The organism is uncultured Cyclobacterium sp., assembly GCF_963977555.1.
Lineage (GTDB): Bacteria > Bacteroidota > Bacteroidia > Cytophagales > Cyclobacteriaceae > Cyclobacterium.
This window is the reverse complement of the sequence record NZ_CAXBPD010000003.1, coordinates 392,339-405,628: the sequence shown is the minus strand read 5'-3', so window position 1 is coordinate 405,628 and position 13,290 is coordinate 392,339. Positions and strand designations below refer to the sequence as shown.

The window sequence follows — 13,290 nt, the reverse complement described above, 5'->3', positions numbered from 1 at the left end:
CAATCGATTTTGGCGGTATTGTTGCCCTTTTTTATGCAACAATGCTGACAAAATCACAATGGAACTGGTCTTTACTGAAACTATACATTAACCTTTACGCCAACTAAAACCCCGGCAGTGGTGATATTTTTGTAGCCAGTGGCTTCAGCCACTGGTTCAGAATTGTAAAGCCAATCGATTTTGGCGGTATTGTTGCCTATTTTCTGCAACAATGCTGACAAATTCTCCCTGTTGACCGTTTTTTCCTAGAAATGAATTGGGCTTAAAACTTGAATTTAACCGGAATAGGGTAATTTTTATATGTTTCCACTGTTCATTTTTGGCTTGACCCAAAAACGAACCAAAAAAGTCAAGGCTGTCAAATCTCATTTCAAATAATGGACAATGATTACATAAAAAAATTCATATACGAATCCATTATTTGATTTTTGGAGCTGGACTCCAGGCTAAAAATGAGTGGATCTCCTTGTTGGAGCTAACTCATTTTCTTAACGCCCTCCATCCATCCCCAAAAACCATAAGCTTTGAAGGCCGAAAATGCCTAATAAATCATACTGTCATAGAATGTTTCCTACTTCACAAGCCCTGAGGGGACACAATATTACAGTCACGGGTTTCATGCAGCGGACTCGTGTTTAGGCTTATAGTAAAAGTATCGTTTATATTTTCGCTCCCAAAGAAGCCTACAGGGCTTCAACAATAATAACCGTGTGGTGTCAACCCACGGAAAATGGAAGTCCAATCGCCAATCGATTTTGGCGGTATTGTTGCCCTTTTTTATGCAACAATGCTGACAAAATCTTCTTCATAGCTTTAGGATGTCCTTAATTTCTTGCGCAATCCTTTTAATGAACATTAGGAAAAACAGCTCAAATGTAATAACTTTGTAATTACACTAAGGTCTTGAATTATGGAAATATCAGTGGTAAAAATAGGGAATTCTAAGGGAATTAGGCTAAGTAAAACGCTTATAGAGCGGTATAACATTAAAGACACGATTGACCTGATTCTTGAGAAAGACCAAATTGTTCTAAGGCCATTAGCTACTCCCAGAAAAGGCTGGGAAAAGGCTTTTAAAGAAATGAATGAAAATGGGGACGACAAGCTTTTGATTAATGATGTCTTTGAAGATGACAATCTAGAAGAATGGAAATAGAACAATATCAGATCATCTTGGTGAATCTAGATCCTACCATTGAGAGTGAATTAAAAAAGACCAGACCTTGTGTTATCATCTCTCCCAACGAAATGAATAAATACCTCAGGACCCTTGTTATTGCCCCTATGACAACTAGCTCCAAGAACTATCCCACTAGAATTGAGGTGAAACATGACAATAAGATTGGCTGGATTGTTCTTGACCAAATTCGAACCATTGATAAAGGGCGAATTGTAAGACCTTTGGGCCGCCTATCAAAACCTGAAATAAAAGAATTGAAAGCCATTTTTAAAGAAATTTTTGTAGATTAAGAACAAATCAAATTGCTGATATTATATAGATTAAGCCATTGTAAATGGCCTTTTTAAAATGATTTTTCTAAAGTTAATGGGTATTGATAGAAAGGTGTAATTGCAAATTACACCTAGATGAAGATCAAAATCCCAACGTCCATTCCTTACCAAAATCATACACCAAGTCCTATGATTACACCAAGCCCTGACGGGGCGCAATACCACAGCCAAGTGTGTCAGCCCTCGGTGAGGAAGATTATACACATCTTGATTTTGGCGGCATTGTTGCTTGTTTTCCGAACAATGCTGACAAAATCACAACGGAACTGGTCTCTACAGAAACCACACATTAACCTTTACGCCAACTAAAACCCCGGCAGGGGTGATATTTTTGGAGCCAGTGGCTTCAGCCACTGGATTAGTGAAAAAAACGCCAATCGATTTTGGCGGTATTGTTGCCTATTTTCTGCAACAATGCTGACAAATTCTCCCTGTTGACCGTTTTTTCCTAGAAATGAATTGGGCTTAAAACTTGAATTTAACCGGAATAGGGTAATTTTTATATGTTTCCACTGTTCATTTTTGGCTTGACCCAAAAACGAACCAAAAAAGTCAAGGCTGTCAAATCTCATTTCAAATAATGGACAATGATTACATAAAAAAATTCATATACGAATCCATTATTTGATTTTTGGAGCTGGACTCCAGGCTAAAAATGAGTGGATCTCCTTGTTGGAGCTAACTCATTTTCTTAACGCCCTCCATCCATCCCCAAAAACCATAAGCTTTGAAGGCCGAAAATGCCTAATAAATCATACTGTCATAGAATGTTTCCTACTTCACAAGCCCTGAGGGGACACAATATTACAGTCACGGGTTTCATGCAGCGGACTCGTGTTTAGGATTAAAGTAAAAGTATTGTTTATATTTTCGCTCCAAAGAAGCCTACAGGGCTTCAACCTTTATAACCGTGTGGTGTCAACCCACGGAAAAAGAAAGCCCAAACGCCAATTGATTTTGGCGGTATTGTTGCTTTTTTTACTGCACCAATGCTGACAAAATCTTCAATTAAGTGGAAAAGGAAGGTTAATCAGCGGAGAATCACGTTGTATTAAAAGGCTAGCCACTGGACAATGATGGATACGTACAAAAACAGCGTGGCTTTGGGACGTTGTTGCCCTATGTTTATTTATAACAATTGACTTTAAATATTTTTAACTTAGGCGTGAATTCAAAGAATTCATAAAAGAAGATGCTATGAGCAAATGGAAGGGGACTTCGTTCTAAACCTCACTTATCAAAGCTAGCCACTGACTATAATTCTGAAAAAAATAATTAAGTTATCAATTTGGTAACTTTTTCATTATATTTGTGGCAAACAAATTGAAGTGAAAATATTTTCCAGGGGAACATTGCGAGATTTTTGGGAGAAGCACAATAGCTGCGAACTTCAATTGAAAACCTGGTATCGTGAAACTGAAAAATCGAATTGGTCATCTATCAATGAGCTCAAATCGGAATATCCACATGCAAGTATTTTGAAAGGCAATAGGATTGTTTTTAATATTAAAAGCAATGATTACCGACTGATTGTAAAATTTAATTTTGAGTACCAACTTGCATGGGTACGTTTTATCGGTACGCACGCTGAATATGACAAAATTAACGCAAACGAGATATAGGATGAATATTAAACCGATTAGAAATGAAGAAGATTATCAAAGAGCGCTTAAGCGCTTAGAGGTGATTTTTGATGCTAAAAGAGAGACTGACAAGGGCGACGAACTCGAAATACTTGCAATCCTAATTGACAATTATGAAAGTGAGCATTTCACGATTGGAATGCCAGACCCAATATCAGCCATAAATTTTAGGATGGAACAAATGGGTTTGAAACAAAAAGATTTGGTCGATATGATTGGTTTTAAAAGTAGAGTGAGCGAAATAATGAATAAAAAACGCAAACTGACTTTAGATATGATTAGAAAACTGAATGCCAAATTAAACATCCCCACTGAAGTTTTAATTCAAGATTATTGAACTCTATTGAGAATGGCAACAAGAAAATAGCCGGGCTGAGTCTATTGCTAAAACAAATCATAAATTAAGTTATACCTCTTCCAGCCACTGGGCCGAAAACCTATTTTAATTCAACAGAGCCCCCCCCCCAAAAAAAAATAATCTATGGCAATAGGTTATAAGACTACCTAATCAACTTGTAATTCATCAAATAAAATAGTCCAAAGTTAAACTCGACCTACCTTCCGATCCTTTGCTGCCGCTTTCAGGTAGCTGCTAACATTAATAATTTACTGATATTTTTTTTCGGCCATCTTTCCGTGGATTCAATGAATAATGCCAATTCTATCACAAGTAACCTTTTCTGAGGTGATTTAGGGATAGTCCACTACAAATGGCCTTTAAAAAATAATTTTTCTATAGTTCATGGTTATTGATAAAAAGGAGTAATTGCAAATTACACCTAGTAGAGGTTAATTTCATTTTATGATATCACCAAGTCCTATCGGGGCGCAATAAAATAGTCATGGGTGTCAGTCCAGGGAGAATTGTGAACCTCCACCAAAATCCCAACGTCAAATTATTACCAAAATCGCACAATAATCCTTACGAAAGCACTAAACCCCGGTAAGGGTGATATTTTTGTAGGCAGTATCGTAAGCCACTGGTTTATCGATTTTGGTTTGAGTTTTTGAGTTTATTTAATGTCGATAAAGAAATGTTCACGATTTTAGCAAGATGATAACGTCCCTTTTACAAAGTCCGTAGAAGCCTACAGGGCTTCAACAATAATAACCGTGTGGTGTCAACCCACGGAAAATGGAAGTCCAATCGCCAATCGATTTTGGCGGTATTGTTGCCCTTTTTTATGCAACAATGCTGACAAAATCACAACGTACTCATTCATTTTTTGAGCTACTTAACAACCTTTACGCCAACTAAAACCCCGGTAGGGGTGATATTTTTGTAGCCAGTGGCTTCAGCCACTGGTTTAGAAATGTAACATCAATCGATTTTGGCGGTATTGTTGTCCTTTTTTCTGCAACAATGCTGACAAAATCTCTATCGAGATTTGCCAATCAGATATTCCCTCCTTACCCATTTGTCTCCCGATTTTAATTGAAAATGTGTCTCTTGGTGGAATTGTTTGACCTATAATTGTAAATTGGCTTAAATTCGTTTAACAAAGGAAAAGGACAATGAATCATATGAGAATTAGTAGGACTATTGGATTATTATTGGTTTTTCTCATGCAATCTATGCCTATGGCCTTTGCAATTGCAAAACAGGTCAACGAAAAAGAAATTACGGTTTATGTAGCTCCCAATGGAGACGACAAGAATAAAGGAACCATCGACCAACCCTTGGCAAGCCTTATTGGTGCCCGTGATTGGATTAGAGCACACAAACAGAACAATGGGACTACCGGCCCGGTTACAGTGTTGGTAAGAGGTGGTGAATACCAAATGATGGCTCCACTAGAATTGTACCCAAAGGATGGAGGCTCAGAGGATGCTCCTATAGTATACAAAGCCTATCAGGATGAAAAGCCTGTGTTCAGCGGCGGAAAAAAACTAACTGGATTTAAGGTAAATGAACTGGGTATTTGGGAACTGGACCTTGATGAAAGCCGGTATTACAAATGGCGCTTTGACCAATTGTATGTCAATGGAGAAAGGGCAACCTTGGCTCGAACCCCAAATAAGGATTTTATGCACATAGGCTCGGTAAGGCAAAATGACTGGATAAAAGGTTCCGGAAGAGTAGTTGAAAAAGCACAACAAATCCTTTCTTTTGATGAAGAAAACTTTTCTCACCTTGAGGGAATTCAAGCAGAAGAATTAGAGCTTGTTCGATTCAGGGCCTATCATAAATGGGATTTCACCATGAGGCATATTGATGATTTGGACAGAGATAGCGCAAGGGTAATTACTTCAGGCAAGGGAATGAAGCCCTGGAACCCAATTAAGGAAGGCGGTAGGATTGTGTTTGAAAATTTTGCGGCAGCACTAGATGAACTCGGAGAATGGTATTTAAACCCTGAAGGCACCTTGTATTATATGCCGCGACCGGGAGAGCAACTTGAGGACTCAGAGGTTATTGCTCCTGTACTGGAAAACCTGATTTTGGTTAAAGGGGAGGCTGCCAAAGGAGGGCCGGTTGAGCATGTTCGATTTGAAGGCCTTTCCTTTATGCATTGCCATTATGCGGTTCCGCCTACAGGTTCTGAGCCCAATCAAGCGGCAGCTTTGATCAATGCAGCGGTGATGCTGGAAGGAGCCAATCATGTTGATTTTGTGGATTGTGAGATTTCGAAAACAGGCCAACATGCCCTTTGGTATGGCAAAGCTTGTCATAATTCTACGGTAGAACGCAGTTATTTACATGACCTTGGCGGAGGTGGGATTTACCTGGGAGATTTTAGAGCCCGAGAGGGTGTAGACCATACTTCCCACATAAAACTGTACAATAATATCCTGCAGACCGGAGGTTTAGAGTATCCTTCTGCAGTAGGCGTGTGGGTAGGCCATAGTTCTGACAATGAAATCAGCCACAACGATATAGGTAATTTTTATTATACCGGAATTTCAGTTGGCTGGGTTTGGGGATATGCTGAAAGCAAAGCCAAAAGGAATAAAATCACCAATAACCATATCCACCATATTGGCTGGACGCTACTTAGTGACATGGCAGCGGTTTATACCTTGGGAAAATCTGAGGGGACTGTGATCAGCAACAATAGGGTCCATCATGTGCATGCTTATTCCTACGGAGGCTGGGGTTTGTATACCGATGAAGGCTCTTCTGATATTGTGATGGAAAACAATTTGGTTTACAGTACCAAAACAGGTGGTTTTCACCAGCATTACGGTGCCAATAATACCATCCGCAACAATATCTTTGCCTTTGCCAAAATGTACCAGGCGCAGTGTACCAGGGTGGAGGAGCACCGGTCTTTTGATTTCACGAACAATATCATCGTATTTAATGAAGGGGTAGTATTGCAAGGGGCATGGGAAAAGATTGATATTGCCATGGACCATAACATGTATTGGAATACCGGAGGAGAGGATTATGTCTTCAATGGGAAATCTTTTTCTGAATGGCAGAAGTTTGGGCACGATCAACACAGCCTTATTTTAGATCCCCGTTTCAAAGATGCGGAAAACTTCAATTTTGAGTTCAAAAACAAACGAGCCATCAAGCACATAGATTTTGAGGTTTTTGACCTTGACAATATTGGTGTATATGGAGAACCGAGTTGGAAAGAAAAAGCCAAGCTTCCTTCGAGTATATTGGAAGCATTTGACAAGCAGGTAGCGAAGAATATGGAAAAGGAGTAGTTGATATTTTAGAATGTTAGCGTTATAAATCCCCCTTTGTCCCCCTTTTTTGAAGGGGGATTTCGCTATTTCCAAGATTGGCGAGTGGCCTTACTGACCTTAAATTAAGTCAGCACGTTTAAGTTTTATCATTTCAGCATTCAATTATAATTTCCACAAGTCCCCCTTGACAAGGGGGCAGGGGGATTTATAAGGGAAAGTTATTCCTTTTCAACTTGATATTTTAGAAGGTTTGCGTCCGGAATCCCTTACGACTTTGGTCGGAACAAACTCTCTGTCCTTTCGCCGTGGCGGATGGATTTCGCTAATTCCAAGATTGACGATTGGCATTATTGTCTTTAAATTGAATCAGCACCTTTTTAACCACCACTCAGCTTTTCATTCTATATTCCGTAATTTTACTTCAAGGGGACTTTGACGAAAAAAAGCCCTGACTACCTTTTAAAGTAATCAGGGCTTTTTTGTAGGGAATTTTCTACTAGTGAATATTTATTTGACTTATTCTTTTCCAGCCTCCCCCCACCATTACCTTATTCCTGTAAATTGAAATAGTTTTTATAATATTGAAGTCTTTGGCTGTCCACAGTAATTCTATTCCAGGAGTCTTTGGCTTTGGCCTCCGATCGCCGGTCTATAATTTCCTGAATCTGTTCCCTAAATCGTTTGTAGGCATAATAATCCGTTTCACAGATGGCATTTAAGCGGTTTTGAAAAAAGGTAACAGGGTTGAAGAAATAACTGGCTTGAATCAATCGATTTCTTTCTTCGTTGGCTTTTTCTATATCGGCTGCTGCCTTGCTGGTTTTTCTATTGGCCAAATAGGGTAGGGCATTGCTAATTAAGGGTTCTTCTATTAGACTGTCCTTTCCCGCAAGGGTTTGGTGTAACTCTAGTTTTGGATCCAATAGTACCTTTTGTAAGGAATCCTGACTAAAACTATACATTGCGTAGAGCTCATTTCTCCCATTTCTTTGTGCGTCCAAAAACTCAGTCATATAGCTGGATGGGTGGGACAAGGCCATCCATTGATGGACAGATCCGGGAATCAAAACAGCCAATACCAGCCAAATAGCAGACATCGATACCGCTTTTATGGTGCTTCCTGTATTCATTGCCATAATCAAAGACAGGATCACTGTCCAAAACAACAGGTAAAGGGCAACGGTAATGAAAAACGTGATAAATGCCCATGTATTTGTCAGCAATACTCCCGCTATTCCACCATAAATAATCATCAAGAACAGAATGGTTGCAATTACCAAAAGGTAGTAGAATGAAATACGAGCCATTAACCATTTAGCGAATGAATTGACCTGAACTTTTAAAAGTCCTATCATGTGATGGTCCTGTTCAAAGCCTTTGATATTGTAAAGAAGGATGATTAAAAGCAGTGGGCCCAAATAAAGCACAGCAAAACCAAAATCCAAATAGCTGGCTGCTAGCTGTTCGGGGTTGGCTATTTCCTGAATTAGGTCATTGTCGTAAATCGTTGACCACTCCATAACTTTTTTATAATATCCGAAATTTCCTGATTGGCCAATACTGTAAACCATCATTGGAGAAGGTTGCTTTACCTTCCATGAAGGAGTATACCAGATCGCCCAGAGTGTTTCTGATATGTCCACATAATCTTTGCCTTCAGGTCCCTTGTGTTCCTTATCCATCCAGGCGCTTACTGTTTTAAAATCAGCCTCCTGAGCTGAAAGAATTTCATTGGACTCCAGGCTTTGTTTGGTGTATATCGCATAGCCGTTGTTCATGGCATAGAGACTCAATGCCATGAATAATAAAAGCGCAATGACCTTGGATCGTGTCCTCCACAGATGTTTCCATTCCAATATGAATGTATCTTTCATAGTATTATTCCAATTTCAGTTTAGGGGCAAAAAAGGTAACCAGCAATACCAGCAGAAAAGTCCAAAAAACCAGTACAGCAATGTCGACTACGTATCGATTCAAGATCGTGTTGATTTTTGGTTTGTCGTAAGTGTATTCAGGGATGGACTGGTAGAATTCTGCCTTGGCTTTCCAGCTCCAATCTCCGGTTTTCGAACCTCCGTAAGCATGCTCATCATTCATGGCTTTGATTATTTCTCTACGGTAGTGTTCTGCCTTGACCTGAAAATCTTGGGCATGCAAGAGGTCATTGCCACTTAGTCCCATACTCAAATGTTGCAGTGCCATAAAAGGATCAATGGCACCCATCAGCTGCCGGGTTCTTTTTTGGCGATTTAAAATGGTATCGTTCTTGCCAAAATGTTTGTCCCAGACCATATTGCCATATTCCTCATCTGCTTGCATGATCAGTCCATCAGCATTAACGGGAAGTTGGCTTTTTTCCTCTACATTATAAACTGCCAGTAAACTATCAGTAAAGGCTTTTTGCCTTTCCCCTGAAGGATTGTGTCCATTGATTCCTTGGTGACGGTCATGTTCCATTTCAGTTTTGAAGGTTCGACGGCTGGGTAAGGGGTGGATTTCCTCAGAAATTGTTCCTATAACGATAGGGATGCATATCACCCATAGTACCCAAAGGGCAAGTATGGCTGAAAGCGAAGCGGTGGCGCTTTTGAAAATTGCCGAGAGGCAGACTGTTAGCAACACCAATAGGAAATAAAATACCAAATAGGCAGCAAATAACAGGATGAGACGAAATGTCTCATCCTGACTAATTGAAGTATCAGCTCCTAATAAAGTAATGGCAAGTACCATTGTTAGCATAAGCCAGCCAATTGTGGCTACTGCCAAGGTTTTGCCAAAGATGATTTTTGGGGCCGATAGGCCTTGTACCAAAAGCAAGCGGATTCTCCCCGATTCCTTTTCACCACTTACACTGGAAAAAGCCACAAAAATTAAGAGTAGCGGCACCAGATATTGTAGGATAAGTGCTGGTTTCAATTTCCCGAAATAGGAAACAGCCAGCGATCTGGAAGCGTCAGGAAATGTCATTTCATTTTGCACATGACCTTCAAGTCTGATAACATTGCCTGTTACCGCTTGAACACCCTCATCAATACTGCTCAAAAACCCATAAGGTTTGAAAGCGAAAGTGCCAAAATGAACTGCATTGTGTGGGTTGGTATCTCCCATGTCATCCCATTGCTCACGCATATGTTCCTTTGCATGGGTATAAAGTTCTCCTTGACGTTCCACTTGCCATTGTCCTAAAAATGTCACCCAAATTGTAATGACAAAACAAAAACCACCCAAAAATAGCATAAGCCTATTTCTCAGTTGGCCCTTCCATTCATTTTTTATTATTGCTAACATTATGATACAAGGGGTTGTTGCATGAAGTCCAGGTAGGTTTTTTCTAGTTCCTGTATACTGATTTCTGAAGCTTTATACTCGCCTTTCAGCTGGCCATCCTTTAGAATCCCAATATGGTGACAGGTTTCCTTTGCCCAAAGGATATCATGGGAGGCAATTAATACCGTAGCACCCTGCTTGGCCAGTTTTCTGAGCAAAAGGGACAATTCCTTATTGGCAGCAGGATCCAGTCCACTTGCAGGTTCATCGAGCAGGTAAACCGTGGCCTTCTTGGCATAAGCAATGGCGATGCCCACCTTTTGACGCATTCCTTTGGAATAGCTGCATAAGGGAAGGTCATGGGAATGAGAAGGAAGTCCGCATTCCAAAAGTGTCTCCTTGAGGGTCTCTTTAGGATATTTGAGTCCGGCAATTCTGCAGAAATAATCGAGATTTTCTACACCACTTAAATAGGGATACAGGCTAACATTTTCTGCAATGTAACCGATGCTTTTCCTGGCCTTGGATGGCTGGTCAAATGGGGAGGCTCCGCTGAGCTTTACCTCCCCCTGATCAGGCTTTATGAATCCAAGCAATAAGGATAGTGTGGTCGATTTGCCGGCGCCATTACTTCCCAGCAGGCAATAGATTTCCCCTTTTTCCAAATTCAGGGTTAAATTGTCTAACGCAATTTTATTTCCAAATGATTTGGTTACCTTATTAAGATGGATCATGAACTGTACCAGATTTTGTTTGAAGATTTTTCCTTGAATTGACAAGTTATTGGGCCATTAAAAGGACCATTTACCAGTGATAAGGAAATTACGGCCCATTCCAGGTAAATAATCTACATAACCTCCACTGATGGCATACTCCTCATCAAATAAGTTGTTGACGTTTAGTTGTAATTTGTATCGCTTAAACCCTACACTTAACATGGCATCAGCTACAGTGTATTCCGGGATATCTCCAAAATAAGTGGTACGATCTCCCACATAATTTACACCAGCACCGATTGTAGTGCTTACTGCCCCTCCTTTAGTCAAGGCATATTTAATCCAAGCATTGGCCAGATCTTTTGGAGAATTGTAAAAAGTATTCCCCTCATTTTCAGGACTGTCGCTTTCTGATACCTCGGTATTGTTGTAACTATAATTGGCAATCAAATAAAGTCGGGCTGTCAAGTAACCGGAAATTCCTACTTCAACACCTTTACTTTGAACCTCCTCTAATGGTTTGTAGCCATATCCATCAGGTAGGTCGGGATCAGTATAAAACACCAATACATTTTCTTTTGTGATATGGTACAATGCCAAGGTGGTATGTAGTTTGTTTTTGAAATACTCCCCTTTGTAACCGATTTCATATTGGTGAGAAATTTCTGGATCGAACGGCCCTCCAAATTTCCTTTCGTTGCTGTATTGTGGTACAAATCCTTTGCTGTAATCCACATAGAAGGAAGTGTTTTCTTTAGCTTTGTAAACTAATCCTATACTTGGGGTAATGGCCTCTGTATTTTCAGGTTTCTCATCATAGATGGCATTTCCTTCAGCATCGTCTGCATAGTACCTCATGTAATAATTGGTATAACGTACTCCGAGCAGTGCGTTGAGTTTTTGAGAAAGTTCTATTTGATCCTGAAGGTAGACTCCCACGGTGTTATAAGTGAACTTTTCCGTATGACTGCTATAGCCTAAATAATCTCCTGTTATTCCTGATGAATAATTTGGGGAATTGATGTTTAGTGGAAGGGCATCAAAATATTTTATACCATTGGGGTAATTGCTCCTGGAATAAGTAAGGTCTATCCCTGCGGCAAGATTGTTTTTTACTTTTCCGATATTGAATTCACCGTCAATATAGGGATTGACAGTAATGGTGGGGGAGATAACTTCCTGCTCAGTATAACTTCTGCCTATGTCACCGGTTTCTTGGTCATACATCCATGATAAACCATATTGATTCCGCTGTGCCTTGCTTTGGCTAGCGCCGAAAAGTAGGTTGGTTTTCCAGTTGGCGTTCAGTTTATGTTCTGTAATTAATTGGATCTGGTAGCTATTGCCATCATAATAGGCATCATCAGACTGGTAATTGAATTCCCGAGGCAAGGAAAAGACCGGTAGACCATCCAAAACAGGGATTTCCGGTGCCCAGTTACTGGTAGCACGATCCATATTGAAATTGGCATTAAGCTGCATGCTGGTTCTTTCAGAAGCATCCCACTTCAAACTACCATATATCTGAAAGTTTTCATTGTCAAAATTATCTGTTACCCTTCCTCCGCTTTGATAGGCAGCACCCATAAGAAAATAAAGGGATTCGGACGAGTTTAGTTTACCTGTCACATCTCCCATGGCCCTAAAAAGGCCATAATTACCACCGCCAACAGATACATTGGCGTGTGATTCTTTTTTAGGTTGTTTGGTTACCATGTTTACACGGCCACCCAATGATCCCTCGCCATAAAGAACAGAAGAAGGGCCATGGATTACTTCCACAGCTTCCACATTGGCTAAAAGTGGCATAACACCGGCAGGATAGGGAGTGCCCTTCATTCCATTGACCAATGCATTGACAGCATTGGTGCCAAAACCACGGATATTCATGGCGCCATTGGAACCGGAAACATTTACGCCGGCAACATTTTTCATAGCCTGATCCATAGTAAACATTTGTTGATCATCCATTGTCTCCCTATCCACTACTTGGACCTGCTGGGGAACGTTGATCAATGGTATACTTGTCCTTGTTACTGATTTACTCTCAAGGGATAAGGGAATGGCTTCTACCACCACTTCCTGTAAATCGGTTTCTCCCTCTCTAAGTTGTAACTCAAGGTAAGTTGTTCTTCCCTGCTGGATTAGAATTGAAGTTGATTTTGCCTCATATCCTACCCCGGAAGCCACAATCACATAGGAGCCTTCAGGTAAATTGTTAAAACTGAAAATACCTGCTCCATTTGTAGAGGTGCCATAGGATGTGCCTTCCAGCATGATGGTTATTCCAGGTAGAGGGACTTTGTTGGCATCAATAATTTTCCCCTCGATGGAGGCTTGTTGTCCCCATACAAGAATGGGAACCAATAAGAATAAATGTGTAAAGAATAGTTTCATTAATTGAAGAAAGTTTTGATTAATTATTAGTTAGTGTGTAGCTTTTAAATAATGCAATAGTGTTGCGAACATAAACGATTTTTTTTATAATTGCAACTCTATTGCATTTTATA

General features: G+C 40.1%; 9 protein-coding genes. 5 read left to right on the top strand and 4 right to left on the bottom strand.

Annotated elements, in window-relative coordinates; translation table 11 throughout:
• Positions 1-910: 910 nt before the first annotated feature.
• From AAC073_RS05685 to AAC073_RS05665, 5 genes are all read left to right on the top strand, one after another.
• Entirely contained in the window at positions 911-1,156 is a 246-nt protein-coding gene (locus AAC073_RS05685; protein WP_339922875.1) for an AbrB/MazE/SpoVT family DNA-binding domain-containing protein, read from the top strand.
• Positions 1,147-1,470: a type II toxin-antitoxin system PemK/MazF family toxin gene (locus AAC073_RS05680; protein ID WP_339922874.1), complete on the top strand. Its 324-nt coding sequence runs from the start codon at positions 1,147-1,149 to the stop codon at positions 1,468-1,470. Before AAC073_RS05685 ends, AAC073_RS05680 begins: the two co-directional genes overlap by 10 nt.
• A 1,370-nt stretch (positions 1,471-2,840) precedes the next feature.
• Positions 2,841-3,134, top strand: coding sequence for a type II toxin-antitoxin system HigB family toxin (locus AAC073_RS05675; RefSeq protein WP_339922873.1), 294 nt, complete (start codon positions 2,841-2,843; stop codon positions 3,132-3,134).
• Between the two features lies 1 nt (position 3,135).
• The gene (locus tag AAC073_RS05670) at positions 3,136-3,492 is read left to right on the top strand and encodes a helix-turn-helix domain-containing protein (RefSeq protein WP_339922872.1); all 357 of its coding nucleotides are present in this window, start codon (positions 3,136-3,138) and stop codon (positions 3,490-3,492) included.
• A gap of 1,178 nt (positions 3,493-4,670) precedes the next feature.
• Positions 4,671-6,815, top strand: coding sequence for a right-handed parallel beta-helix repeat-containing protein (locus tag AAC073_RS05665; RefSeq protein WP_339922871.1), 2,145 nt, complete (start codon positions 4,671-4,673; stop codon positions 6,813-6,815).
• A gap of 530 nt (positions 6,816-7,345) precedes the next feature.
• On the opposite strand, the gene AAC073_RS05660 is transcribed toward AAC073_RS05665, so the two are convergent.
• The 4 genes from AAC073_RS05660 to AAC073_RS05645 are packed head-to-tail and all read right to left on the bottom strand — an operon-like array spanning position 7,346 to position 13,177.
• Positions 7,346-8,671: a DUF3526 domain-containing protein gene (locus tag AAC073_RS05660; protein WP_339922870.1), complete on the bottom strand. Its 1,326-nt coding sequence runs from the start codon at positions 8,669-8,671 to the stop codon at positions 7,346-7,348.
• A 4-nt stretch (positions 8,672-8,675) separates the two neighbouring features.
• Positions 8,676-10,085 carry a DUF3526 domain-containing protein gene (locus AAC073_RS05655; protein WP_339922869.1) on the bottom strand — a complete coding sequence of 470 codons (1,410 nt, stop codon included), beginning with the start codon at positions 10,083-10,085 and terminating at the stop codon, positions 8,676-8,678.
• Positions 10,085-10,798: an ATP-binding cassette domain-containing protein gene (locus AAC073_RS05650; protein WP_339922868.1), complete on the bottom strand. Its 714-nt coding sequence runs from the start codon at positions 10,796-10,798 to the stop codon at positions 10,085-10,087. Before AAC073_RS05650 ends, AAC073_RS05655 begins: the two co-directional genes overlap by 1 nt.
• A 57-nt stretch (positions 10,799-10,855) precedes the next feature.
• A complete protein-coding gene (locus tag AAC073_RS05645) occupies positions 10,856-13,177 on the bottom strand; it encodes a TonB-dependent receptor (protein ID WP_339922867.1) in 2,322 nt (773 codons plus the stop codon).
• Positions 13,178-13,290 lie beyond the last annotated feature (113 nt).

What these genes read in the sequence shown, in the direction of transcription:
- AAC073_RS05685 (WP_339922875.1), top strand. Translation starts at nt 911, where the DNA reads ATGGAAATATCAGTGGTAAAAATAGGGAATTCTAAGGGAATTAGGCTA.
- AAC073_RS05680 (WP_339922874.1), top strand. Translation starts at nt 1,147, where the DNA reads ATGGAAATAGAACAATATCAGATCATCTTGGTGAATCTAGATCCTACC.
- AAC073_RS05670 (WP_339922872.1), top strand. Translation starts at nt 3,136, where the DNA reads ATGAATATTAAACCGATTAGAAATGAAGAAGATTATCAAAGAGCGCTT.
- AAC073_RS05665 (WP_339922871.1), top strand. Translation starts at nt 4,671, where the DNA reads ATGAATCATATGAGAATTAGTAGGACTATTGGATTATTATTGGTTTTT.
- AAC073_RS05660 (WP_339922870.1), bottom strand. Translation starts at nt 8,671, where the DNA reads ATGAAAGATACATTCATATTGGAATGGAAACATCTGTGGAGGACACGA.
- AAC073_RS05655 (WP_339922869.1), bottom strand. Translation starts at nt 10,085, where the DNA reads ATGTTAGCAATAATAAAAAATGAATGGAAGGGCCAACTGAGAAATAGG.
- AAC073_RS05650 (WP_339922868.1), bottom strand. Translation starts at nt 10,798, where the DNA reads ATGATCCATCTTAATAAGGTAACCAAATCATTTGGAAATAAAATTGCG.
- AAC073_RS05645 (WP_339922867.1), bottom strand. Translation starts at nt 13,177, where the DNA reads ATGAAACTATTCTTTACACATTTATTCTTATTGGTTCCCATTCTTGTA.